The organism is Streptomyces nitrosporeus (assembly GCF_008704555.1).
In the GTDB taxonomy this organism is placed as follows: domain Bacteria; phylum Actinomycetota; class Actinomycetes; order Streptomycetales; family Streptomycetaceae; genus Streptomyces; species Streptomyces nitrosporeus.
Map to the genome: position 1 here is coordinate 1,485,664 of NZ_CP023702.1, position 24,691 is coordinate 1,510,354.

General features: G+C 74.1%; 18 protein-coding genes and 1 pseudogene. 6 read left to right on the plus strand and 13 right to left on the minus strand.

What is annotated here, in order from left to right:
* Nucleotides 1-50: 50 nt before the first annotated feature.
* Nucleotides 51-1,382: an amidohydrolase gene (locus tag CP967_RS06380; protein ID WP_373300356.1), complete on the minus strand. Its 1,332-nt coding sequence runs from the start codon at nt 1,380-1,382 to the stop codon at nt 51-53.
* Nucleotides 1,383-1,555: 173 nt separating this feature from the next.
* Between CP967_RS06380 and CP967_RS06385 the strand changes: the two genes are divergently transcribed.
* A complete protein-coding gene (locus CP967_RS06385; RefSeq protein ID WP_018555848.1) occupies nt 1,556-1,726 on the plus strand; it encodes a thiazolylpeptide-type bacteriocin in 171 nt (56 codons plus the stop codon).
* A gap of 79 nt (nt 1,727-1,805) precedes the next feature.
* Here the strand turns inward: CP967_RS06385 and CP967_RS06390 are convergent, their stop codons facing one another.
* The 11 genes from CP967_RS06390 to CP967_RS33885 all read right to left on the minus strand — a co-directional run bounded on the left by CP967_RS06390 (nt 1,806) and on the right by CP967_RS33885 (nt 19,368).
* Nucleotides 1,806-3,803 (minus strand): TOMM precursor leader peptide-binding protein, encoded by a 1,998-nt coding sequence (locus tag CP967_RS06390; protein WP_373300357.1) that lies wholly within the window; start codon nt 3,801-3,803, stop codon nt 1,806-1,808.
* Nucleotides 3,800-4,555 carry an ABC transporter permease gene (locus tag CP967_RS06395; protein WP_150487014.1) on the minus strand — a complete coding sequence of 252 codons (756 nt, stop codon included), beginning with the start codon at nt 4,553-4,555 and terminating at the stop codon, nt 3,800-3,802. The genes CP967_RS06390 and CP967_RS06395 overlap by 4 nt, the downstream gene beginning before the upstream one ends.
* A complete protein-coding gene (locus CP967_RS06400) occupies nt 4,552-5,565 on the minus strand; it encodes an ABC transporter ATP-binding protein (protein WP_150487015.1) in 1,014 nt (337 codons plus the stop codon). Before CP967_RS06400 ends, CP967_RS06395 begins: the two co-directional genes overlap by 4 nt.
* Nucleotides 5,566-5,610: 45 nt before the next feature.
* Complete coding sequence (locus CP967_RS06405; RefSeq protein WP_229888345.1) at nt 5,611-6,786, minus strand: M50 family metallopeptidase; 1,176 nt, start codon at nt 6,784-6,786, stop codon at nt 5,611-5,613.
* Complete coding sequence (locus CP967_RS06415; RefSeq protein ID WP_229888344.1) at nt 6,783-7,967, minus strand: lantibiotic dehydratase C-terminal domain-containing protein; 1,185 nt, start codon at nt 7,965-7,967, stop codon at nt 6,783-6,785. Before CP967_RS06415 ends, CP967_RS06405 begins: the two co-directional genes overlap by 4 nt.
* The gene (locus CP967_RS06420; protein WP_150487016.1) at nt 7,955-10,741 is read right to left on the minus strand and encodes a lantibiotic dehydratase; all 2,787 of its coding nucleotides are present in this window, start codon (nt 10,739-10,741) and stop codon (nt 7,955-7,957) included. The genes CP967_RS06415 and CP967_RS06420 overlap by 13 nt, the downstream gene beginning before the upstream one ends.
* Nucleotides 10,742-10,753: 12 nt before the next feature.
* A complete protein-coding gene (locus CP967_RS06425) occupies nt 10,754-12,406 on the minus strand; it encodes a nitroreductase family protein (RefSeq protein ID WP_150487017.1) in 1,653 nt (550 codons plus the stop codon).
* 44 nt (nt 12,407-12,450) lie between these two features.
* The gene (locus CP967_RS06430) at nt 12,451-14,346 is read right to left on the minus strand and encodes a TOMM precursor leader peptide-binding protein (RefSeq protein ID WP_150487018.1); all 1,896 of its coding nucleotides are present in this window, start codon (nt 14,344-14,346) and stop codon (nt 12,451-12,453) included.
* On the minus strand, nt 14,336-16,711 hold the full coding sequence (locus CP967_RS06435) for a TOMM precursor leader peptide-binding protein (protein WP_150487019.1): 2,376 nt from the start codon (nt 16,709-16,711) through the stop codon (nt 14,336-14,338). Before CP967_RS06435 ends, CP967_RS06430 begins: the two co-directional genes overlap by 11 nt.
* Nucleotides 16,712-17,107: 396 nt before the next feature.
* A complete protein-coding gene (locus CP967_RS06440) occupies nt 17,108-19,048 on the minus strand; it encodes an AfsR/SARP family transcriptional regulator (protein WP_150487020.1) in 1,941 nt (646 codons plus the stop codon).
* A 77-nt stretch (nt 19,049-19,125) separates the two neighbouring features.
* Nucleotides 19,126-19,368, minus strand: coding sequence for a hypothetical protein (locus CP967_RS33885; RefSeq protein ID WP_167535338.1), 243 nt, complete (start codon nt 19,366-19,368; stop codon nt 19,126-19,128).
* 287 nt (nt 19,369-19,655) lie between these two features.
* Between CP967_RS33885 and CP967_RS06450 the strand changes: the two genes are divergently transcribed.
* From CP967_RS06450 to CP967_RS06460, 3 genes and pseudogenes are all read left to right on the plus strand, one after another.
* A complete protein-coding gene (locus CP967_RS06450) occupies nt 19,656-20,663 on the plus strand; it encodes a helix-turn-helix domain-containing protein (RefSeq protein ID WP_150487022.1) in 1,008 nt (335 codons plus the stop codon).
* 567 nt (nt 20,664-21,230) lie between these two features.
* Nucleotides 21,231-21,530: pseudogene (locus CP967_RS35360) on the plus strand (DUF4158 domain-containing protein); the annotation flags it as partial.
* Between the two features lie 179 nt (nt 21,531-21,709).
* A complete protein-coding gene (locus CP967_RS06460) occupies nt 21,710-22,195 on the plus strand; it encodes a Tn3 family transposase (RefSeq protein WP_150487023.1) in 486 nt (161 codons plus the stop codon).
* A gap of 159 nt (nt 22,196-22,354) precedes the next feature.
* Here the strand turns inward: CP967_RS06460 and CP967_RS06465 are convergent, their stop codons facing one another.
* On the minus strand, nt 22,355-23,011 hold the full coding sequence (locus CP967_RS06465; protein WP_341874658.1) for a hypothetical protein: 657 nt from the start codon (nt 23,009-23,011) through the stop codon (nt 22,355-22,357).
* Between the two features lie 523 nt (nt 23,012-23,534).
* Here CP967_RS06465 and CP967_RS35365 point away from each other — a divergent pair.
* Complete coding sequence (locus CP967_RS35365; protein WP_425281752.1) at nt 23,535-24,029, plus strand: zinc finger domain-containing protein; 495 nt, start codon at nt 23,535-23,537, stop codon at nt 24,027-24,029.
* Nucleotides 23,960-24,541 (plus strand): recombinase family protein, encoded by a 582-nt coding sequence (locus CP967_RS06470; protein WP_425281762.1) that lies wholly within the window; start codon nt 23,960-23,962, stop codon nt 24,539-24,541. The genes CP967_RS35365 and CP967_RS06470 overlap by 70 nt, the downstream gene beginning before the upstream one ends.
* Nucleotides 24,542-24,691 lie beyond the last annotated feature (150 nt).

The window sequence follows — 24,691 nt, forward strand, 5'->3', positions numbered from 1 at the left end:
TCCACGGCCTCGGCCCATGACCGGCGTCCACCCGTACCGTGACGGCCTGGTCATGCACGGCCGCGTCGGACGGCGGCCGCCCCGGTCCCCGCCGCCAGCCTCTCCAGCGCCGCCGCCGTGAGGGCGGTGATCGCGGCGGGGAGGGCGGTGCGGACGGCGGGGGCGAAGTGCGGGGAGTGGTTCGGGGGGATGCCCGTGCCGCGGGTGTCCGCCCACTGCCGGGGGCTCGCGGTGCCCAGCATCCAGTAGACCAGGGGGATTCCGGGCTCGCCGTGGAGTTCCCGGCCCGCGTCGCCGTAGAGGGGGAAGTCCTCGGCGGCCAGGGACGGGGGCCAGGTGGTGACGCGTCGCCGGCCGTACAGGGCGGTGTGGGCGGCGCGGACCGCCTCGGTCGCGGCCGGGTCGCAGTGCAGGGCCGGGGAACGGGAGAGCACGGTGAGGTCCGGGTCGCGGGGGCAGGCCGAGGCGGCGCACTCGGCCCGGACGATGCGGTCCACCGCCGCCAGTGCCCGGTCCAGGGTGGCGTCGGTGAGGGCGCGGAGGCCGATGCCCAGTTCGGCGGTGTCCGGGACGACGTTGACGGCCGTTCCGGCGCGCAGGGTCCCCACGGTGAGGGTGAGCTGTTCGGCGGGGGCGGCTTCGCGGGCGACCACGGTCTGGAGCCGTCCGATCAGCGCCGCCGCCGTGACCACGGGGTCCACGGTGAGGTGCGGGGTCGCGGCGTGGCCGCCGCGGCCGTGGACGAGGACGGTGAGGGCGGCGCTCGCGGCGGTGACCGGGGCGTGGGGGCCGCCGTGCGCGATCAGGCCGGCGGGCAGGGGCGCGGCGTGCTGGGCGAGGACGGCGGACGGTCTGCCGAAACGCTCGTACAGGCCGTCCTCCAGCATGGCGCGGGCTCCTGTCAGGGTCTCCTCGGCGGGCTGGCCCAGGACGACGAGGGTGCCGCGCCAGTGGGCGGTGGTGCGGGCCAGCAGGTCCGCCGTGCCGGCGGCCGCCGCCAGGTGGAGGTCGTGGCCGCAGGCGTGCATGGCCCCGTTGGTGCTCGCGTACGGGAGGCCGGTCCGCTCCTCCAGCGGCAGGGCGTCGAGTTCGGCGCGCAGGTAGACGCGTGGGCCGTCGCCGTTGCGGAGTACGCCGACCACACCGTGGCCGCCGGTGCCGCGGGTGACGTCGAGGCCGGCGGCGGCGAGCCGGCCGGCGAACAGGGCCGCGGTACGGGCTTCCTGCCCGGCCGTCTCCGGGTGGCGGTGGGCGTCCAGGTAGAGGGTGAGGGCGGGCCGGACCGCCTGCTGGGCGAGGGCCGGGGACAGGGCGGGGTGGACCTCCTTCGGGGGGCGGGCGGGGGAAGAAGGGCCGGGGCTGGGCGGGGGCGCGGGGGGCACGGGGCTCCTGAGTCGGTCGTCGGGGCCGCTGGCGCCGGGTGCCAGCGATGTGTGTGCGGGAGGCATGCCGAGCGGTGAGCGGCGGGCGGTGGAATGGGCGGCGTACACCCCCACCGGGGCGTACGCCAGGAGGTGGCCTCCGGACACGGTGGCCCCGGACCGGAGGAGACATCATGGAGAAGAACCTCAGCACCCTCGCCGACGAGATCCTCGAGCTCGAGGCCGAGACCTTCGAGATCTCCGACTACTCGGACGCCAGCGAGGTCGTGCTGGCCGGTTCGACCAGCACCAGCTCGACCTCGACCTGCAGCTCCACCACCAGCACCACCTCCTGCTCCGCCTGATCAGGCGCCGCGAGCGGGCTTCGCGCCCGGTATCCGTCCGTCGACGGGTACCGGGCGTCCCGCTGTCGCGGGCGCGGTCCTACGGGAACGGGTGCGGGACCATGCGGATCTCGTCGCCGGCCAGGTCCGTGGCGCGGTGGCCGCCCCGGCGGAGCGCGGTGCGCAGCCGGGGCATGAGGGGGGCGCGCTGCCGGTTCCAGCCGAAGTCGATCGGCAGGAGGCCGGGGACGAGGGTGGCGACGGTGGACAGGCCCATGCGTTCCTGTTCCGGGGTGGTCTGGTCGACGGCGATCACGTCGTGCCCGGCGCGGGCGAGTTCGCCGATGACGGCCCGGAGGTCGTCGCGCAGGTCGCCGGTGCGGGGGCGGCCGGTGGCCTCCCAGTCCCGGTAGACCTCCCCGAAGGGCCGTACGGCCAGGGGCCGGAGGTAGGTGCGGGCGTGCTCGGCCATCCGGGGCAGGCCGTAGAGCTGGGCGTGGTCCTTGAGGTGGCGGACCAGGCCGAAGTCGTCGGCCATGGCCTCCAGTTCACCGCGGCGCTCCTCGGTCTGGCGGGAGAGGTGCGGGATGTAGGTGAGGACCTCGGACAGCGCGCCCTCGACGGCGGCGCGCGGGTCCAGCGAGGCGGCCGCCGCGAAGGAGAGGGTGCCGGGGCCGCCGTCGCGGCGTACGGCGAGCGCGGTCACGACGGGGACGGCCAGGTCGATGCGGTTGTCCAGGACGTGGACGTCGTAGCCCTGGAGCGCGGCGCGTTCCGCCATGGCGGGCGTGGCCCGGCCGCCGACGGTCGCCAGGTCGATCTCGGTGAGGCGGGCGCCGCCGTACCAGGCGTTGAGGAAGGCGTCCCGTTCGACGAGTTCGAGGAGCCCGCCGAGGACGGCCTCCTCCAGGCCGCCGCCGATGGCGCAGCCGTTGGAGCACTCGAAGACGAAGTTGTCGGCGGCCAGTCCGGCGCTGTAGTAGACGAGCCGGGAGGGGACGAGGACGGGGCGGTCGTCGCGCAGGGACCAGCCCCACTCCCACGGGATGGCGCGGTCCGGGTCGAAGGGGTCGACCAGGGGGTCGTCGCGGTAGGTGCGGGGGTCGTAGAAGCCGCAGACGGCGGGATCGAGGGCGTCGGCCCTCAGCTCGTCGAAGCTGCCGGTGACGGGGGTGGCGCGGCCGCGCCGGTGGGTTCCGGCGTAGCGTTCCAGCCCTTCCAGGAAGGCGAGGGTGCGGCTGGTGGAGAAGGCGTTCTCCTGGCCGCTCCAGGTGACGTCGTTGAGTCCGGCGTAGCCGCGGACGAAGACGCTGCCGGCGACGGGTGCGGTGGTCGGCGAGGTGACGTCGGTCCAGGTGCCGCCGCCGAGGACCCCGCAGACGGGGTTGGCCAGGGCCTCTTCGGGGACGGGGTACGAGGACGCGGGGCGCAGCCGGTAGCCGTCCGGGTCGGGTTTGGGGCGGGGCGCGAGGAAGAGCGGCCGGGGCCCGGCGGGCGCGGGAGGCGGCGCGCAACCGGGGCAGAGGGGGTCGGCGAGAAGGGGATACGTACGCACCTGAAGGGTCGTCAGGTCGAGGCGGGTGACCTGGGGCAGGGCGCGGTCGGCGGCGGTGGTGGCGGGGGGCTCGGCCCCCGGGCCGTCCAGGAGTGCCCGGCAGAGGGCGGCCACGGCGTCGTAGGCGTGGTCGGTGAACAGGGGCCAGACGCCAGCGGGGCGGGGGCCGTCGGGGCCGCCGGTCTCCAGGGCGTCGCGTTCGCTGCGGCTGCGCAGGCGCTGCCAGCGCATGGCCAGGCAGTGTCCGCAGGCGGGGGCGGTGCCGTCGCCGCCCCAGGGGCCGATCAGGACGGCGGAGGCGGTGAGGTGGACGCGGGCACCGGGGCGGTCGGCGGCCCAGGGGTCGGGGGCTCCCCGGTCTCCGAGGGTGGCGGCGGCGTCGGTGGCGCCGACGGGGACCACGGGGACGGCGTGCCCGAGGCGGGCGGCGAGGGCGGTGTGCAGGGCCGTCCGCGCAGGGCCCATGGGCTGCGCCGGACCCGTGGGCCGTTCCGGGGAGCGGGGGGCGGTGGCGGGGGCGGGTGTGCTCGTCGGGGTGTTCATGAGGACCTCGTCCATCGGAAGGTCCTGACGGCGACGGCGCCGAAGACCAGGGCGAAGACGCCGAGTCCGGCGCAGCCCACCCAGACGTCGGTCAGGTCCCCGCGTCCGGCGAGCGCGTGGGACACGGCGTCGTTGAGGTAGCGCAGCGGCATGACCAGGGAGACCTTCTGGAGCCAGGACGGCATCGAGTCCAGCGGGAAGAAGGAGCCGGACAGGAAGGCCATGGGCAGCATCAGGAAGTTGGCGACGGCCGCGACCGACTCCGGGGTGTCGGTGAAGGAGCCGATGATCACCCCGAGCAGCAGGAAGGTGGTGACGCCGAGGAGGAGCACCGGGATCAGCAGGGGCCAGCCGGAGGCGGGTTCGAGGCCGAACAGCGGCAGCATCGCGACACCGACGAACAGCAGCGACTGCACGGTGCCGACGGCCAGGGCGATGACGTAACGGGAGCCGATGACGGCGGAGAGCGGGGTGGGGGACATCCGGATCAGGCGCAGGATGTCGTCGGTGCGCCACTGCATCAGGGTGAACGCGATGCCGAAGACGGCGGCGTTCGCCACGCCCCAGGACAGGACTCCGGCGGCGGTGTACGAGAGGTAGGTCAGGCCGCTCTCCTCGACCTCCTGGCCCCGGAAGATCAGGCCGAACACGACGAGGAAGAGGAGCGGGAAGGCGAAGGTGAAGAAGAGGGTGGTCTTGTCGCGGACCTGGGCGCGGTAGCCCGCTCCGGTCAGTGCGGCGTAGGCGCTCATGGCTGGTGCTCCGTGGTGTCGGCGTTCCGGCGGGGGGACTGCGGGGAACCGGTGAGCCGGGCGGTCAGGTCGAGGTAGACGTCCTCCAGGCCGGCGGTCCTGGTCTGCACGCCGTCGAGTCCGGCGAGCTTGTCGACGGCGCTGAGGACCGGGCCCGGCGTGCGGGTCTCCAGGACGAGGGAGCCGCCCTGGACGGTGACCCGGTCGACGCCCGGGATGTCCGCCGCCTCCCGCTCGTCCAGCCGGCCGAGCGGGAGCATCAGGCGGGTGGGTGCCTGGAAGGCGCTGACGAGGTTGTGCGGGGAGTCGGTGACGGCGATCCGGCCGTCCACCAGGATGGCGATGCGGTCGCACAGCGCCTCGGCCTCGTCGAGGTGGTGGGTGGTGTGGACGATGGTGCGGCCTTCGGCCTTGAGTGCGCGCAGTACCTCCCACAGGGCGCGCCGGGCCTGCGGGTCGAGGGCGGCGGTCGGTTCGTCGAGGAAGATCAGCTCGGGGCCGTGGACGAGGGCGGAGGCGATGGCGAGGCGCTGGCGCTGGCCGCCGGAGAGGTCCTCCACCTGGACACCGCTCTGCTCGGTGAGCCCCACGGATTCCAGCGTGGCGTCGACGGCGGTGCGGGGCGCGCCGTAGAGGGCGGCGACGGTGCGCAGGTGTTCGTGCGCGGTCTGCCGTACGAAGAACGCGGATGTCTGCGTCTGTACGCCGACGCGGGGCAGCAGGGCGGTGTTGCGGGGCCAGGGGGACTCCCCGAAGAGGGCGACCGTCCCGGTGTCCGCCCGGCGCAGGCCCTCCATGATCTCCACCAGGGTGGACTTGCCGGCGCCGTTGGGGCCCAGCAGGCCGAAGAACTCTCCGCGGCGGATCTCCAGCGACACGTCGTCGACGGCCTGGCGGTCCCCGTACCGTTTGGAGACGCCCTGGACACGGATCGCGGTGGCCGGGCCGGGGCCTTCGGCCGGGGTGGTGCCTTCGGCGGGTGTGGGTCGCATCGCCTGTACCTCACTCATGTGGTGCGTGGTTCCTTCCGGTCGGGGGGTTCGTGGCGCGGCCGGTCACCGCGTCAGCAGCAGGAACGCCACGGTGCAGGTCCCCGCCGCGGCGAGGAGGACCAGCAGGACGGAACCGGCGGCGTAGGCCGTGTAGACGCGCCGGGCCCGGCGCGGGTAGGCGGCGGTGGCCCCGTCCGCTCCCCCGCCCCGGCGCAGCGCCAGGTAGGTCCGGGTCTCGGGGGCGAGGCGGGCGGTGCCCAGGAGGTGGTTGAGCATGCGGTAGCCGTCGAGCGGCGGCAGCGGTACGAGGTTGCTGAGTCCCTGGACGCTGCCGAGCAGCAGCAGTCCGGCGAGGAGCGGCCCGGCCGGGTCGTCGTCGGGCAGGAGGAGCCACCAGAGGGCGAAGGGCAGGAGCAGCACCATGTTGAGGTGGGCGCCCGCGCCGGCGATGACCAGTCTGGCCCGCAGGCCGGGGATGAAGAGGTAGTTGTCGACGGTGCAGTAGAGCATCGCCGCGGGGAGCCGCCAGCGCACCCCGATCTCGGTGACCTTGCCCCCGTAGTGCTGGGCGGCGACGCCGTGGGCCAGTTCGTGCAGGGTGATACTGAACCAGAGGAACAGGGCGACGGCCGCCAGGACGGCCGGACGGGCGATCAGTTCGGCTGTCCCGTCGACGAGTTCGCCTGCGTGCAGGGCCAGGACCGGCACCATCACGAGGACGGCGGCCAGGAGGGGGAGCTGGACGGCGCGGTGGAGCAGCGGGCGCATGACCCGGTGCAGCCGTGCGGTGGTCGCGTCGGCGTCGGCGACCATGCGCCGGGTGCCGTGCCAGAACCCGCCGGTGCGGGCCGGGGCCGGTGCGGCGGGCGGCGGGGCGGGGGCGCCCTCCAGCAGGCCCCGGGTGCCGAGGAGGCCGAGGAGCCGGTTCCAGTTGTCCTCGGCGAGGCGGCGGCCGAAGCGTTCGGCGTAGAGGGGTGCCAGGTCGTCGAGGGTGCGGGTCCCGTCGAGCCGGGAGATGAGGAAGTGCTCCTTGGGGCCGACCTCGAAGGCGGCGCCGCTGACGGGGTGTTTGATCAGGTGCACCGTGCGGGGGCCGCGCAGCAGGGGCGGGCTGAGGAGGACACCGGGTCCGAGCGCGGGGCGGTACGCGCGCGCGGCGGAGGACGTGGCGGTGGGCGCGGGGGGCTCCGGGGTGCGGGGGGCGGACGCGGGGGCCGCCCGGTCGGGGGCCGGGGTCATGCGCCCGCCGCCCGGTCCGTACCGGTGCGGCCCGTACCGGTACCGCCCGGCGCGGCGCCGGTCGTGGGCGCGGGCTCGCGCAGCACCTGGCCGAGGACGAAGGAGAGGTATGCCTCGTCGCGGATCGTCACATGCAGCCGGTTGTTGGTCATGTGCATGTACGGAGAGAGCAGCCGGGGCAGGACGGCCGGCACATGGGTGAGCTTCTCCAGGGGTGCCGCGCCTGCCGGTTCGGCGCGTTCCTGGCCGGTGTCCTCGCGGGCGGGCCCGTCCCAGGCGGGGAAGAGGAGTTCGCCCCGGGTGGCGAGGCCGGCGACGCGGTCGCGCAGCTCCAGGCAGTGGGCCGCCCAGCCGCGCAGGAAGGACGGCAGCCGGCCGAGTTCACCGTCGGCGACGGCGGCGCGGATCCCGGCGAAGCGGTGGCCCAGGGAGGGCGCCATCTCGGCGTAGTTGCGCTCGTACTCCTGCGAGCCGATGAAGCCGGTGCCGGGGAAGGCGCGGTGCCAGAACTCGTAGTAGCCGTCGAGATAGGAGGCGAGGCGGTCCTCCTCCGGGAGGAAGCAGCTCGCCATCACCATCATCAGCTGGGCGGAGGTGCCGAGCAGCACGGTCCGCAGATGGAGGTTCATGGTGCGGAAGGCGTCCATGACCAGGTCGCTGGAGTGCCGGAAGTGCCATTCGGCGAGTTCGACGCCGGCGGGGCCGCCGTACTTGGCGTACTCGGGGGCGTACGGCTCCAGGCTGAAGGTGTTGTTCGGCCGGAGGTTCATCCGGCCGTCCTCGCCCATGTACCGGTCGCGGTCCTCGCCGGGGAACTCGATGTCGAACAGGGCGTTGTAGAAGTCCTTGAGGAAACCGGAGTCGACCTCGTAGAGGGCGGGCCGGGTGCGGAGGAAGGCGGTGAGGGCCTCCTCGGCGCGGCGCCGCACCTCGGAGGCCGCCGCGGGGCTCGCGGGGCGCAGCCGGAGCCGGACGTGCGGGCCCTCCAGCCAGTAGTTGATGAAGAAGTGACCGGCCAGCAGCCCTTCGGCGGTGAGCTCCGCGACCAGCGGCCGGACGCAGTTGACCAGCATCGGCCGGGGGCTGGCCGCGTAGAAGACGTGCAGGGCGATCCACTCCCCCGGCTCCGCGGCGCCGGGGCCGGGAGCGGAGGCGGGGCCGGGCAGGGTCAGTTCGGGCATGTCGGGCCGTCCTCGGTACGGGGGCGTGAGGTGAAGGTCTCCACGGCCAGTTCGGCGACGTGGCTTCCCTCTCCGGAGGTCAGGTGCAGGCCGTCCTCGGCCGGGAGCATCTCGCGCAGGACCACCGAGGCGCCCGGTTCGCGTTCCACCAGGGCGTCGAATGCGGTCAGGGACAGGGGGCTGTCGAAGTCCACGTAGAGGGGCTTGGCCCCCAGGGCGCGGCGCCCCTCGCGCAGGACGGTCGCGAAGACCTGGGCGGGCAGGCGGTGGGTACGCCTCCAGCGCCGCCAGGCGAGGTACCACCGCGCCTCGTCGGTGCCGGGTTCCCGGACGGGGAGGGCGCGGGCGTCGGCCGTCCAGCTGCGGCGGCCGATGACGACGCCGTCGTGGACCACACGCGGCCTGCGGGTGACGCCGTCGTGGGCGGGGCCCTCGGGGACGCCGCCCCAGAGGTCGGTGGGGGTCATGGTGCTCGGCGAGAGGAGCAGCAGGGTGCGGGGGATCTCGGGGAGGGCGACGGGCACGAGGTAGCCGAGGTAGACGGGGACGACCTCGCGTCCCAGCCGCCGGGACGCGAGGACGAGGCGGTCGGTCGCCTCGTCGTGCCGGAGGTACAGGTCGTCCAGGTGGAGCCGGGCCTCCTCGGGGACGGTGGAGGTCTCACCGGGGCAGACGATCTGGTGGTCCGTCAGCCGTCCGTGCAGGTTGAGGTTGGTGGTGACCGGCCCGCCGGTCAGCTCGGCGAGGACGGCGCCTTCGGGGCAGCGGGAGCGGAGTTCGGCGCGCAGCCGCTCCGAGAGGCCGGGGGGCGTGTCCGGTCCCGCCGCCCCGTCGCGGTCGTAGACGTGGGTGAAGCGGCTGAAGGGGAAGGCCAGACCGCCGTACGAGCGGTTGAGGACGACCAGCGGCGGCCGGTCACCGCCGTCCCCCGGCGCGGTGCGGGCGACCTGGATGTGGTGGCTCTGCGGGGTGAACCCCTCGGTGACCGGGGCGAGTTCACCGGCCACCTCGGCGAGGAGTCCGGCGGGGAGCCGGATCTCGTCCGACGTGCCGTGTTTCTCCCACTGCTCGCGCATCCCGGCGGCGAAGCGGCGGCGGGCGGCGTCCAGGGTCCGCAGTTCGCTCTGGCCGAGCCAGTTCTCCTCGGGGACGTACTCCCCGTCGGCGTCGAAGGCGGTGCGCTTGGAGGTGAAGGAGATGTACTGGTCGAAGAAGTCCTCGTGGAAGTCGTGCACCAGGCCGAGCAGGTCGTCGCAGCGTCCGCCGCGCCCGTGGCGGGCCAGGAAGAAGCCGCGCAGGGTGATGCGCTGGGGCAGGGTGATGTCGAACATCGGGAGGATGCCCTCGATCCGCCGCAGGGCCCGGCCCGCGGTGCCGGCCAGGGGGCCGGGGCCGCCGGGCAGGTCCTCGCCCGCGCTGACGTCCTCGTAGAGGAGGGTCTGCGGGAGCGTGGGGTTCTCGGCCCCCAGGTCCCGCTGTACGTCCAGGAGCCGGGTGCGCAGGGTCCGCAGCAGGGTGCGCCGTTCGGTGAGCGGGGCGGCCGGGTACGCGGCCAGGCAGGCCGCCGGCCCCTCCAGCCCGTCCGCGACGGTGTCCGCCCAGGGGGCCCCGAGGCCGCGCAGGGCCTGCTGGAAGGAGCGCAGCGGGTCGGGGCTGTGCACATCGGTGCGGAGTCCGGGCACCTGCACCATGCCGAGCTGGAGCAGAGCGGCGGCGTAGCGTTCGCATTCGTCCGTCCCGGCGCCCCGCTCGGTGCGCAGCATCTCCACGAGGTCGCGGTGGCGCAGCCCCTCGTGGGTGCCGAAGAAGGTGAGCAGCCGGTCCAGGGTGCCGCTGTTGCGGAGGTAGAACAGGCGGTCGCGTACGGCGTCGAAGGTGACGGCCGCGCTGTCGTCGCCGGTGGTCACCCACTGGCGGACGTAGCGGATGCGGTCCTCGTCGCGGCCCCAGCCCGGGGCGAGGACGACGGGGAGGTCCTGGCGGCGCACCGGGTCGGCGAGGATCAGGTCGGCCAGCCGTCCGAGGACGACGACGTTGAGCCGGACATGGCTGGTCCACCTCTCGCCGACGCGCAGGGCGACCGGGTCGGCGCCCGGGGCCCCCTCGCCGAAGGTGCCGGTGGCGACGGCGGTGAGGGTGCTGAAGGGGCTGGTCTTGCACGCGGTGCGGTAGAGGTAGGTGAGCGCCGAACGCTCGATCTTCCGCATCCGCTTGCCCGGTTCGGCGCTCGTGTCCGCCAGGTATCCGTCGAGCCTGCTGTCCAGTGTGGGCGAGGCCAGCAGCAGGCCCAGCCGGAACCGGTCCCCGGACAGCGCCTCGCGCAGCGCCCGGCGCGCGGCCCGTGTCTCGCCCGCCAGCAGTCCGGGCCCCTTTGTGAGGAGTTCGCCGTACCGGGTGCGGTGGGCCAGCCAGTCGGCGAGCCGGGTTCCGGCCGGCTCTGCCAGTCCGGTCACCAGGCGGACGGCGGCCCGGGGGTCGGCGGGCAGGCGGTTGTTGAAGACCTGGCGGCGGAGGGCGAGCAGGGAGCGGCGGGCGTCGCTGCCGGCCGCGTCGGCGGGGCCGAGCAGCCCGTGCAGCAGCTCGCTGAGCGCGGTGCCCTCGGCGGTCAGCCGCTCCTCCAGGTCCAGGACCTCTTCCGCCCAGGCGCCGGTTCCCGGGCAGCGCAGGCCGCGGACGGTCTCCAGGGGCAGGCCGGCCGCACGGAGCAGGAAACGGCGTCCGGGTTCCCACACGACGGGCGGGCGGGGGGCGGTGTCGGATGTCATGAGTGTCATCGCGGGGTTCCCTCAGGCGATCTCGTGCCGGAAGTCGGCGGGCCGGGGGCGCTCGTTGCCGAGCGGCATGATCAGCAGGGGTGCCTCGTCGCCGTCGCCCAGGCCGAGTTTCTCGACGAACGAGATGTTGTCGAAGCCCAGGGCGACGCCCGCGCCGAGTCCGAGCGCGGCGGCGGCCACGTAGAACGTCTGGGCCACGGCGCCGGCGGTGCCGACCGCCAGCCGGTAGCCGCGGTCCCCCACCGCGTCCAGGACGGCGGTGGTGCGGACGGTGGGCACGAGGACGGCGCCCGCCTGCTCCAGGTTGTAGTTGGCGAGGAAGTAGGTGTCCTGGAGGAACGCCCCCTGCGGCCCCGCCTCGACGAGCAGCAGCTCCCCCGCTTCGGGGTCGTAGACGTAGGCGCCCGGCTCGACGGACTCGACGTGGTTGACGAAGGCGTACATCCGGGTCTGCCGCACCGCGCCGTCCGGGTCCGCGTCGCTGGGCAGCGACGTCCCGGCGCAGGCCGCGAGGACGGCGGACAGCTGGGCGGGGGTGACGGGGCGCGCCGCGTCGAAGCGGCCGAAGCTGCTGCGCCGGGCGCGCAGGGCGCGGCGTACGGGGACGGCGGGGAGGACCGGGTCCGGGAGGGCGGTCCGGGTGCCGCCGGCGGGGGCGGGCAGCGCGGCCGCGGCGGCCAGGGCCCCGGGGGCGGGGCGGTCCGTCGCGCCTTCGGTGGTCGCGGCGTGCATGGCGAGGACGGTGGGGAACTCCAGCACGGTGCGGGACCGTTCGGCGTCCCGGTGGCGGACGGCCGGGTCGGGTCCGGCGGTCGCCGCCGTACGGGACGCGGCCGGGCCGGGCCGGGCGGGGACCGCCGTACGGGGCGGGGCCGGGGTGTCCCAGCGCAGCGGGACGACGGCGAAGACGCCCTCCTCCTCGCCCGTGGTGCCGAGCAGGCCGTTCAGCCGGGGTTCGTCGAACCACAGGACGGGTGTGGTGCGCAGGCCCCGGGCGCCCGCCCAGATCCGCCAGGTCTGCACGAGGGTGCCCAGGTCGGTGGAGACCACGTGGTAGGAGAAGCTGTTGTACTTGAACGCGTTCTGCCAGTACTTGACTCCGAGGATCAGGTACTGGTCGGTCTCCCGCGCCTCCGCCGGGGCGCCGGGGCCGAGCGCCTCACGGACCCGGGCGGAGACGTCGCCGGTCAGGACCCGCTGCACGGCGTGCCGGTGGACGTCGTAGTAGTGGATGCCGGGGGTCAGCGGCCCGGAGGGGCCGGACGCCCAGTAGACGCTGACCGGGTAGAGTCCGCCGCCGCCCGCGGTGCCCCTGGACCAGTTGGCGTGGGTGTGGAGCGGCAGTCCGGGCAGGTCGCTGTTGGCCTGGATGCCGAGGCGGCGGCCGGTCAGCCCGTAGGAGTCCTTGAGCATCGCCGACAGCAGCGGCAGGGTGAAGCCGGCCGGGTCGTCCCCCGTCCCGCCACCGTCCCGGGCGGGGAGCAGGCCGCGGGCGGCCGGGGCGTCCGGGAGGCCGTCGCCGTCGGGGAGGGCGTAGGGCTCCACGCCCGGGTAGAACTTCCCCCTGCGGGGGCCGTCGGGCCAGTTGGGGACGAAGTCGGCGGGCTCCATCGGGATGCGGCCGCGGTGCAGGACGGCGTCGGCGTACTCATGGGCGTACCCCATGGGGTCGGTCCCCTCTCGGATGGGCGGGCGTAACTGACGTACCGTCACGGAAACGGGTGAGGTGCGGGGTTGAGGCCCGAGGGGCCGAGTGTGGTCCGCATCCGGGGCATGTGCCGGGCGCGCTGGCGGGACCAGCCGAAGTCGATGGGGAGCAGGCCGGGCACCAGGACCTTCACGGTGTGCAGGCCGAGCGCGCGCTGTTCGGGCAGGGTCTGGTCGACGACGACCACGTCGAATCCGGCGGCGGTGACGGTGCCGACCGCGCGCAGCAGTACCTCGCGGAGGTCGGAGGTCTCCGGGGTGCCGGGGCCGGGCCGGGCCAGGTCGGAGACGGCGAGCGGTGGCCGGGGGTCCGGCTGCTGCAGCAGGAAGTCGGCGTGCCGGCCCATCTCGGGGATCCCGTAGGAGAGCGGGTGGTCGTGGAGGGTGGTGACCTGGTCGAAGTCGGTGGCCATGGCGCGCAGCCGCTTCTCGTCGCGCAGGGTCCGGCCGACGAGGTTGACCGAGTCGGTGGCGATCTCGCAGAGCGCGGAGTCCAGTGCGGACTCGGGGTCGAGTCCGGCGCCCGCGCCGAAGCACATCCGGCCGGTGGAGCCGTCGAAGCGTTCGGCGCAGGCGGTGACCACGGGGACGGGGAAGCTGATCCGGGTGTCGAAGAAGCGGGCCCGGTAGCCGTACATGGCCAGCCGGTCCACCATGTGCCGGGTGGCGGTCCGGGTGCTGGTCGAGGGGTCGATCTCCCGCAGGGGCACCTGCCCGTACCAGGCGAGCAGGAAGGCGTCCCGCTCGATGACCTCCATCAGGCCGAAATAGACGGCCTCCTCCGTGCTTCCGCCCGACGCGCAGCCGTTGGAGCTCTCCTGCACGAACCGGTTCTCCAGGCCGGGGGCGTGGTAGTAGGCGAGGATCTCGGGGACCGGGCGGGGCCGGTCGTCGCGCAGCGACCAGCCCCACACCCAGGGGATCCGCCGGTCGGGGGCGAAGGGCCGCACCCGTGGGTTGGCCGTGTGGAACTCCTCGGTGTACAGGCCGGTCTCGCGCGGGTCGACGGCGTCGGGGCCCAGCTCGTCGAGGGAGGCGGTGAGGCGGGTGGTTCTGGCGCGGGCCCGCATCCCGGCGTAGCGCTCCAGCGCTTCCAGGACCCCGATGCTCCGGCTGCGGGCGTAGGTGTCCGCGTGGCCGCCCCAGAACGTCTCCCGCAGGTAGTCCCCGGAGCGGGTCGAGAAGCAGCCGACGGTGGCGGAGGTGGTGGTGGAGGCGACGTCGCAGATGACCGAGGAACCGAGCGCGCCCCAGTGCGGGTTGACGAAGGCGTCCTCCGGCAGCCGGTGGTCCTCGACCCGCCGCACCCGGAAGACGCCCGGCCGGTACGCGGGCGCGGGCCGCAGGGTGAGCGCGGCCGCCTCGGCGGTGTCGGGCCGGGGTGCACCGCAGGCGGGGCACTCCGGGTCGGGGACGAGGGGGTGGCTGCGTACGGTCATGGCGTCCAGGTCCAGCAGGTGCACCCGGGGGTACGGTCCGGGGCCGGGGCCCGCCCCGGTGATGCCGGCCACCAGGGCGGCGACGGCGGTGGCGGCGAAGGGCGTGCCGTACGGCCAGTCGCCCACCGGCAGTGTGGCGGAGCCGAGTTCGAGGCCCTCGCGCAGGGAGACGGAGCGCACGCCCTGCCAGCGGCGCGCGAGGCAGGTACCGCAGCCCGCGGACCCGTCCCGGGCGGGCCACGGCCCGATCAGCACCTGTCGCCCGTACAGGTGCACGGGGACGGCGTCGCCGGTAGCGGCACCGGTCAGTGCGTACGCGTCCTGGACGCCGAGCGGTGCGACCGTCACGGCGGGGGCGGCCCCGGCCTCGCCGAGCGCGTCCCGCAGGGCTCCGGCGAACCGGTCGAAGACCTCGGACCGCACGGCGGGTCCGGGGCGTACGGCGCTCTCAGCCGGCATCGGCGGCCGCCCGGGTGAGCAGGACTCGGACGGTGTGGATCCCCGCGGTGGGCAGATCGGCGGCGTGGGTGGGCACGACCAGGGCGTCCCGGCCGGCGGCGGCGAGGCGTTCGAGGATCCGGGTCCATCCGGCGGTGGTGTCGTCGGTGGCTTCTCCGGCGCCGTCCCCGGCCGGGCCGTCCGGGGCGTCCGGGGTGTCGGCGGGCTTCTCGCAGGTGACCGGGACGAGCGCCGCGTCCAGGTCGCGCAGCAGCGGGTCACCGGTGTCGAGGGCACCGGGCCCGTCGGCGGAGTCCGCCCGTCCGGCGGCCGTCTGGGCCTCGCCGAGCAGGTCCCGCAGGGCGTCCACGGCCGCCGCCGCGAGGTCCGGGGCGGCGCCGACGGCCCAGAGGGCGGGGGCGGCGGGGGCGGGGATCCCGGGGGCGGGGGCTCCGGAGGCGGAGGCTTCGGAGGCGGGGGTCCCGGTCGTTCTGGCGAGGACCACCGACGCCCCGGAGTACGCCCGCTCGCCGAGGTCGAGCAGTTCGACCGTGAGGCCGAGGTGGGCCGCCGACCGCAGGAGGAAGACCGGTTCGGGGTCTTCGCCGAGGGCCGGGGGCGGGATCACGGAGATCTCCCCGGCGCCCCGGACGGCCCGGCTCAGCGCGTCGTGGGCGAGTGCCGACAGCAGGCCGGCCGCCGCCGCCTCGGGCAGGTCCGCGCCGGCCCCGGCACCGGCCCGGGTGGGTTCGAAGCGGCGGTCGGCGTTGTCCGCGCCGAAGGGGCGCACCGCGCCGGCGGGCACCCGCACCGCCTCCTTGGTGAGCAGGGAGGTGGCCGCCGTCCAGCGGACGGCCGTCCCGGTGCCGCCGGTGCCGGACGCGACGGTGAGGGTGTCCGGGTCCACGGCGGGCAGTTCCGCCAGGGACCCGGCGGGTTCCGGGACGGGCACCACGTGCTCGGCGTAGACCGTGGCGGCGGCGTTCAGCGCCCGCAGCCGGGCCCCGGCGGTGTGGTGGACGTCGAACGCGGTGACCGTCCTCAGGCCCCGGGCGCCCGTGCCGCCCAGGACGACCGAGCCCACCTTCAGCGGGGTCTGGGTCAGCTCCTCGTCGGCGTAGGCGGTGAACACCCCGGCGTGCGGGCGGACGAGGGCGGAGCGGCGTTCGAGTTCGGCGAGCGGGCCCTGGGCGGCCTCGTCGTCGGGGGCGGTGGCCACCGTCGGGAGGAACGCCGGGCGCGGCGGCGCGGACGCCAGGTCGACCGGTTCGGGAAGACCGGCCGGGGCCGCGCAGAACGGGCAGGCGGGGTGCGGCAGCAGCGGTTCCGAGGCGACGTCGAAGGAGGCCATGTCCTGGATGAGCAGCCGGTCGCGGGTCTCGGCCGGCGGCGCACCGGTGACCAGGCGGAACACCTCGTAGCCGAGCAGGTTGCCGAGCATCGCCGCGAGCGGGCCGGCGGGCTGGGCCCCGGGGGTGCCGGTGCCGAGGGCCAGCCCGCTCCAGAGCCCCGCGGCCGCCGGGCCGGCCGCGGCGCCCGCGCCCAGCCGCAGGGCCGCGCAGGCCCAGCAGGCCGTGGCCTGGGGGGTCATGACCGGTCCGACGACGGCCCGGCCGCCGAAGGTCCATGCCGGGAGCAGCGTCCGCCCCTCGGGCACCCCTTCCCGCAGCAGCGGCAGCACCGTGCCGGGCACATGGGGGCCGGCGGCGGCCACGACGACGCCGTACCCCTCGTAGGCGGCCCAGCCCTCGCCGGTGCTCCCGGGGGCGGTCCGCTCCGGGAGCACCGACAGCTCGACGGGGCAGTCCTGGCCGGCCAGCCGGGCCGCCTCCCGGTGGACCTCCGCGAACTCCTCGGCGGTGGTGCCCCCGGTGCCGTCGAGGAGGGCCGCGTCGACGCCGACGGTGGCGCAGCCGTTGCGGATGAGCGAGAGCACGCACCAGCGGGCCACCGGGCCGTCGCCGAGCACGGCGACCCGGGTGGCCCGGAAGCGGGCGAACCGGGCGTCGGCGTCGTCCGCGTAGTGGTCGATGTAGGCGATCTGCTGGGCGAAGCGTCCGGCGGGGGCCGGGGCGGTCATCAGGACCGCCGACTCGTCCGGCGCCGGTACGGGGCGGGCGAAGCCCCGTGCGTAGAGGGCCTTCACGAGTTCGCCGACCATGGCCTTCTGCCGGTCCCCGAAGCCCCGGCAGATCTCCTCGACGGATCTGCTGCCGTCCAGGTGGGGCACCAGGAGGGTGGCGAACCTGTAGCCGGACCTGGCGGTGAGCCGGAAGCCGCCGTCGGCGTTGTGGAAGATCACGCCGTCGGGTGTCTCGGTGAACAGGACGTCCCGGCGGACTCGCGGCCGGGTTCCGGCGGTCTCTGTGTACGGCGTTGCTGCCATGCGTGCGTCACACCTCTTGTTCTGGGGGCGGGGCGGCCGGCCCGTGATCCGGGCCGCCCTGTACGGGGCGTAGGGGCGTGCGGGGTCGGTGGTGCCTGGTGGTGCGAGTGGTGCACGTGCTGTGGGTGGTGCGCGTGCTGTGGGTGGTGCCTGGTGGTGCAGCCGGTGCGCGTGCTGTGGGTGGTGCCTGGTGGGGTGTGTGGTGCTTGTGGGGTGTGTGGTGCGTGTGTGGTCGTGATCCGGGCGGGTAGCGGGGCCCGGGGCCTCGGTGACCGGCGGTGCGGGCAGGGGCTCTTGGGGCCCGTGGGGTGGTCCGTGACGCGGTCCGGCCGCGGGAGGGTCAGGAGCGGTCCGGGCGGGCACGGCGGGCGGTGCCCGTGGCGCGGTGACGGGGCGTCACCGCAGGGCGGCCGGTCGTGTACTGCCCGCCTGGGGTGTCTCCTCGCGCCTCGGCGGGCGCAGGAGGGCCTGGGGGCGGGCGGAGAGGGGAGCGGTCGCACGCCGGGCGTGGGCCCGCAGCAGTGCGTGCATCCGGAAGGCGCCGGGGCGCTCCTCCTCCAGGAGGCCCGCGTCGAGGAGCCGCTCCATCACCTCTTCGGCCGTCTCCCGCGGGACTCCGAGGACGTCGGCCGCCAGGTCCGCGGTGAGCGGGCCGCGCGTCGTCGACCCGAGCCGCAGATGTGCTTCGGCCAGTGGCCGCGGGAGCCGTCCCAGGGCCTCGTCCAGGGTCAGGGGTACGGACATCCGGGGGTCGTCGGCCAGGCCGAGGCGGGCCGGCAGGTCGTGCCGCAGCCAGTCGGCGCAGTCGGCCAGCTTCAGGCGGGGCCGGGTGAGCAGCCGGGCGGCGGCGATCCGCAGGGCGAGCGGATGGTGTCCGCACACCGAGGCAAGCAGCAGCGCGGCCGACGGCTCGGCGGCGACACGTTCCGGTCCGAGTACGGCGGTGAGCAGGGCATGCGACTCCTCGGGGTCGAGTGCGCCGAGCCGGTGCACGGTGCCGCCGTGCGTGGCGACGAGGGCGGCCAGCCCCATCCGGCTGGTGACGATCGCGGCTCCCCCCGCGTTGGCGGTGAGCAGGGGGCGTACCTGGTCGGGGTGGACGGCGTCGTCGAGGACCAGGAGGGTACGGCCCCGGCCGGCGGGCGGGGCGTCGCGGAGTTCGGCGGCTGCCTCCTCCGCCGGGCGCGGGGTGCCGTCGGGCCGGGTCAGCGGCAGCAGGAGGCAGCCGCCCGGGTAGTGGCCGCCCACCAGGCGCGCCACGTACAGGGCGAGCGCGGTCTTGCCGATGCCGGGCGCACCGGAGAGCACCGCCACCGGGGCCCGTTCCGGGCCTGTGCCGGACCGGTCGCCGAAGGAACCGGCGGGGGGACCGCCGGAGCCGTCCCGGGCGGGGCCGGTCTCCGTCAGCAGGGCGACGAGTTCCTCCACCTGGCTCCGGCGGCCGGTGAAACCGGGCACGGCCGGGAGCGGCGCCGCCGTGCCGCCCCGGGCGGGGGCGGGCCCGCCCCCGCCCGGGGCAGCCCAGGGGAGTGCCGTCCCCGGCACGGCGGGCGCGGCGGGGGGCGCGAGCGAGACGGGGGCGCGGCCGGTGTCCGGGGAGCCCAGGTCGTCGCCCCGCAGGATCGCCAGTTCCAGACGCTGGAGTTCGGGCCGGGGATCGACGCCGAGCTCCTCGCGCAGGTGGGCCTTGATCCTCCGGTACTCCGCCAGCGCCTCGGTCTGCCGTCCGGTCCGGTAGAGGGCCGTCATCAGCTGTTCGCAGAACCGCTCGTGAGCCGGGTATACGCGCGTAACTTCCCAAAGATCGACGAGGGTTTCGCGGCAGCGGCCGTGTTCCAGTTCGATGTCGCAGACCCTCTCCAGGACCCGCAGGCGTTCCTCCGCCAGGCGCGGCACCTCGTCACGGTGCAGCAGTGCGGAGGGGACGTTGGCGAGCAGCGGCCCCTGCCAGAGGGCGAGGGCGGCCCGCAGGGTGTAGAGCTCGGACTCCGTGCCGGACGCCGCCGCCCGGCCGACGAGCTGCCGGAAGTGGAGAAGGTCGAGGGTCCCGGCGTCGGCGTGGATGCGGTAACCGCCGGCGACCGCCACGACCGCCTGGTCCTCGATGCCGTACTTGGCGAAGATCCGGCGCAGCCGCAGTACGCAGCTCTGGAGTGCGGCCTTGGCCGTCGTGGGCTGTTCCTCGCCCCAGACGGCATCCTGCAGGTGGTCGGTGGAGACGACCGATCCCGGCCGGATGAGCAGGGCCGCCAGCAGCGAGGTCGGCTTGGAGGGCGGAAGGACCACGACGTCCCGCCCATCGGTGATGCTCAAGGGACCGAGCAGTTGGAACAGCACCGTCGTCCGCCTTCCCCGTGCACTCTCCGCGGCCCGTCGGGCCGTCTGCGTCGCCGTACCGTCCCAAAGCCGGCGGTCTACTGCCAGCCGAAGTCGTGCGGGCGGTGCCCCGGGTCCGCGGGCACGGCGGGTGCCGCGGGTCCGCCCGCACCGGGCACGGCGGGGGTGGCGGGGATGCTCTGTCCGGCGGAGGCGGTGGCGTACGCGGAGGCGGTGGCGTGCGCGGAGGCGGTGGCGTGCGCGGGGGCCGTGGCGAGAACGCCCCCGGTCAGCGCCAGGGTCATGAGGGCGGTACAGGAGATCCGGTGGAGACGCGTCATGCGGCAAGCCCTTCCAACCATCGGTGGGGAGCGGTCGACAGCACCGTGAGTTTTGTACGGGAGTGACGCGACGGTGAAGGTCGGACCGGTGGACCGATGAGGCCATGGCCCCTTCCGTCCAGCATGCGGACGCCCGGACCGGCACCGGCCGCCGGGAGGCCGTCTGCCCCCGCGCACACACTCGTGCCATGATCTTTACCGAAGCGTCACCGGAGTGCCGAAGAGTAGACGTTGTCGCCTGTGGCAATAACTCCGGGAAGCGACAGGGCTCCTGGCGAGGAGGGACGATGCTCGACCCCTTGGGTCTGGACGCCATGACGGAGGCCGTCTACCGGGCACTGCTCGGCCGGCCGCACGCGTCCCCCGCGGAGCACTGTTCCCGCCTGCAACTGACCCAGGATCAGTTCGACGTTGTTGTACAGGAGTTGAAGGATCTGGCATTGGTGCGTCCGGCCACGGAGGGCGACGGCGACGGCCGGCGCCTGCACGTGGTCAATCCCCGGCTGGGCCTGGAGATGCTGCTGGCACGCCAGCGGGCCCTGCTCGCCGCCCAGCGGCAGCGGCTGGAGGCCGGGGAGGCCGCCGTGGCCGAACTCCTCTGCCGCCTGCCCGCCACCCATCCGGCGGCCGACGAGTCCCCGGTGGTGCACCTGGACGGTGTGGACCATGTGCGGGACTACCTGACGCGGCTGCACGAGGAGGTGGAGGAGGAGATCCTGACCTTCGCGACGGGCGGTGCGCAGACGGAGGAGAACATGCACGCCTCCCGCCCGCTCAACCAGCGGCTCCTGGAGCGCGGGGTGCGGATGCGCACGGTCTATCTCGACAGCATCCACAACCACCCGCCCACGGTGGCCCATGTGACCTGGCTGGCCTCGATCGGGGCCGAGATCCGCACGGCCCCCTCGCTCAGCACCCGCATGATCATCACCGACCGGCGGCTCGCCCTGGTCGCCCTCGACGACCAGGACTCCTCGCTCGGGGCGCTCGTGGTGTCGGGCCCGGGGCTCATCGCCGCGCTGGAGGCCCTCTTCGAGAACGTCTGGGACCGCGCCGAACCGCTCGGTCCCTCCGAGAAGCCCGGGGACCACTCGCTGACCCGGCAGCAGCACGAGACCCTGCGCCTGCTGGCGCGCGGCTACACGGACGAGGCCATAGCCAAGCGCCTCGGCGTCTCCCCTCGGACCGCCCGCCGTATCGCCACCGGCCTCCTCGGCCACCTCGACGCCCGCAGCCGCTTCCAGGCGGGTGTCCACGCGGCCCAGCTGGGTTATCTGCCCGCCGACGGCAGGTGACCGGGCGCCAGGCCGCGGCGGGAGCGGTCACGGTCCTGTCCTCCCTAAAGGCTGTCCCGTGATCCGTGGTGGAGCAGCGTGCGGCGTCAGACGGTGGGGGTCCCTCCCGCGCCGTTCAGGCTGTGGGGGAGCATCGCAAGGCGGAGGGGCGTTCGCGTACGTATGGGGGCACCCCCGGGCGAAGCCACTGGGGGAGTATGCGGACGTTCCGACAACACCGCGAGGTGCCGTGGCTGTCGTCGCACGCCCGCCAGGGATTACGGGACAGCCTTTAAGCTGCCGCGAAGTGACAAGTAGCTCTCTGCAGGAAAGCAGGGGTGTGCTTGTCCGGGTTTTCGATCTTCTGGAGTTGTTGAGGGAGCGGTTCCGCGAGGTTGGTCCGGTCACGACGACCGGAGGGAGCACGGGGAGCGGCAGGAGTGGGAGCCGGAGGACCTGATCGAGGTCTGGACGCTGCTGGAGGAGGACCAGGAGCGGCTGCGGAACAAGTCGGGGCGAACCGGCTGGGGTTCGCGCTGTTGCTGAAGTTCTTCGAGGTGGAGGCCCGGTTCCCGGAGGCTCCCGGAGGTTCCCGGCGAGATCCCGGCGCCGGCGGTGTCGTACGTGGCCCAGCAGGTGAAGGCGCCGGCCGAGGAGTGGACCGGGTACGACCAGCAGGGCCGGGCGATCAAGCGACACCGGGTGGAGATCCGGGGCGCGTTCGGGTTTTGGGAGTGCACTGCGGAGGACCAGGCGCAGCTCGCCGAGTGGCTGGCGGCGGAGCTGTGCGGGGTGGAGCTGAACCGGGACCGGCTGGCGGAGGCCGTGGTCGTGCGCTGCCGGGGTGACCGGATGGAGCCGCCGACGCCGGGGCGCATCGCCCGCCTGGTCGGGTCAGCGGTCACTGCCTTCGAGGAGCGGTTCTGCGCGGCCACCGTGGACCGGCTGTCGGCGGCGACCCGTTCCCGGCTGGACGACCTGGTCGCCGAGGACGTCGGCGGGGAGGAGTCGGCGGGCGGCGGCGTTTCGTTCTTCTCCGAGCTGAAGGCGGACCCGGCGCGCTGGGCTTGGACAGTCTGCTTGCGGAGGCGAACAAACTCCAGCGGGTGCGCGCGCTGGAGCTGGCACCGGAGCTGTTCGGGGACGTGTCGGAGAAGCTGGTGGCGGCGTGGCGGGTGCGGGCGTCGAAGGAGTACCCCCCGGACCTGCGGGCGGCGGCCGGGCAGGTGCGATACACGCTGCTGGCCGCGCTGTGCCATGTGCGGCAGACGGAGATCACCGACTCGCTGGTGGAGTTGCTGCACCTGCTCCAGTCCGCGCTGGTGCACGTCAACACCCTGCTCCTCCAGGACATCCTCGCCGAGGAGAAGTGGCAAAAGAAGCTCACCATCGCCGACCGCAGGGCCCTGTCTCCGCTGTTCCGGACCCACGTGAACCCGTACGGACGTTTCGAGCCGGACATGAACAGCCGCCTCGACTTGGGCCTGTCCCTCCGGGCGACGGTGGCCGGCCCGCGCATCCCGCACGATGAGGCAGCCGCTACTTCAGCGTGACACGCGGACTACCGCAACTTGGCCGGAGTCAAGGTGAAGGCGCTGTTGCCCGGCACGCTTCAGCTCCCCGGGCAGCATGCTGGCCGGGGCCACAGGCTATGTGGCGCTGCGTGACGCGAACCTCGCCCAACCGCGTGTCGCAGGGACTCCAGCAATCGTCTACTGGATCAGGTCGGTATGCGTGTAGCACTTCGAGCAGGCGTAGAGCTGCAGATGATTCCCACCGGAGACCTGGACCCCTGGCGGGTTCGACACTTTGTCGTCGTCGACCACGGCGATGTGCTGATCCTCGTACGGGACCCAGCTTCTTCTGTAGTCCCGGCATTCGTCCGAGGCGATCGTCAGCAGCGGGTTCATCGCGGCACCGCAGTTGATGCAGAACCGGGTGATGGGATCGGTGAGGCCCCACGGTGCCCATCCACCGACCTTCCAACCGGGGGCCTCGGACAGCTCGTTCATGTAGAACTCCTGCGGGGCGATCTCGTACGAATCATCGATCGCGGCGCCGGACGCCTGCCACACGCTCCAGTCGCTCAGCTGCTGCTGCAGCTCCTCGTCCAGTTCCAGAAAGTTCGGGTACTCAGTAACTTGCTCCGGCGCGAGTACACATGGCTCCGGTATGTAGTTGTCGTCAGCCTCGGCCGGCTTGGGTGGCGAGTCGAGGACAGTGCCGACGTCGGAGGCAGTTCGCCAGAACAGCTCGGTTGAAGGCTTGTACTCCGGCGGGTGCTCCGAGGGACACCACAGCACCTGGAGCAGGTCGCTCCGTCCGGGCGGCCGCAGCGCAGGCACGTCGCGTACGTACAGCTGGGCCACTGACACGAGGGGGGAGACCGGGCCCTCGTGCCACTTGTCGCAGTACAGCCACGGCTGATTGGCAGGCCACAGCAGTGGTCCGCCGATCGAGCTTTGGTACGGCGACGGGAAACCGGGGCGGGGATGTAGCCGGGTCGCCGGGCGCGCCAGCGGGGCCAGTCGAGGGAAGACCGCAGCTACGTCGACTGGCCGCGGTGGGGTGGTACGGGTGACGTTCACAGTGGCGATCCTGCCAGCGGCCTCTGACAATCGACGTACGACGAGTCAACCGCAGCCCGGCGCTCCCCCTCTGCAGCCACCGCCCGCATCCGCATCGGTCCACCGCTCCATCGCTCACCAGATCCAGCGCGACTCACTCGGGGTTGACGCATCAAGCCCTTCTCATGAACGGTCCTTTGCCCGAGCGAGATCGGAAACGGGTCGCCGAACCGCCGCCGGGTCCGGTTCCGTTCTCAGAACCCGTTCTCTCCCGAAAGCGGCACGGACCCCCTTCCGAGACTTGCATGTGCGAAAATCCGGGCTCATGACAGGGCCTCAGCACCCACCGAAGACCGACCGGTCGGACGCGGACGACGTCGAAGCGCACGCCTGTCCGAAGTGTGAAGCCCAGCCCGAACGACCCTGCCGCTCGCGCGGCGGCGCGGTCGCCTCGGCCTACCACACACGCCGCTTCACCACGGTGCCCCGGCTGAAGAAGGCGCTGTGGGTTCCGACTCCGGCCGACCGCGGGCCGGGCCAGCCGTGGCGGCCGGGCAACCCGCCGCCGACACCGTTCGACCCGGACCTGCCGGGCGCGGACATCCGCATCGGCTACGCCCGCTGCTCGCCCCTCGGCCAGGAACTCGACTCCCAGCCGACGCGCTCGCGGGACACGGCATCCCTCGCGACAAGATCTTCAGCGGGAAGATCAGCACCCGCGTCCGGGTCCGCCCGGAGTCCGGGGAGGCGCTGCGGACGGCGCGGGAGGTCAAGGCGCACGCCCCGCACTGCCGGGTCGGCTTCACGGTGTACGAGATGAAGCGCCCCGGCCGCGACGCTGCCGGTCCCACCGCCTTGGCGGACCACCTCATCGTCCGCGGCCCGGTCCTGGAGATGCTCGCCGGACCCCTGCCCGCCATCCACGACCCCACCGGCCCCGGCAAGCCGCTGTTCGCGTTCTTCGCTGCGACGGCAGAAACCGAGCGGGAGAACATCCGCGAGTCGCCCCTGGAAGGGCTCGACACCGCGTCCCGTAAGGGCAAGCACGGCGGTCGGCCCTCTGTCATCACCGACGACATGCTCCACACCGTCCTCCGGCGCCACGCGGGCGGTGAGTACGTCGAGCAGATCCAGCCCGACCTATTCATCCCCACCGGCAAGCGCAAGGGACACAACCCCTCGATGGCCAGCATCTACCGGGCCCTCACCGAGCACGCCAAGCACGAGGCATACCCCGAAGCCGTCGAGCAGGCCCACGCCGACTTCACCGCCGGCCGGACCGCGACGGTCCCCGAGCCTCGCCCCACTACCCCTGACCGAGCGTCACTCTGATCACAGAGAGCTACTTGTCACTTCGCGACAGCTTCGGGAGGACAGGGCCGTCACGCGCCGGCGGACCGGCAGGTGCGGACGTGCGCCCCGGCCTCGCCGGGGGTCCGGGGGACGACGGGCTTCGGCAGGGCGTCCGGCCGGTCCGCGAAG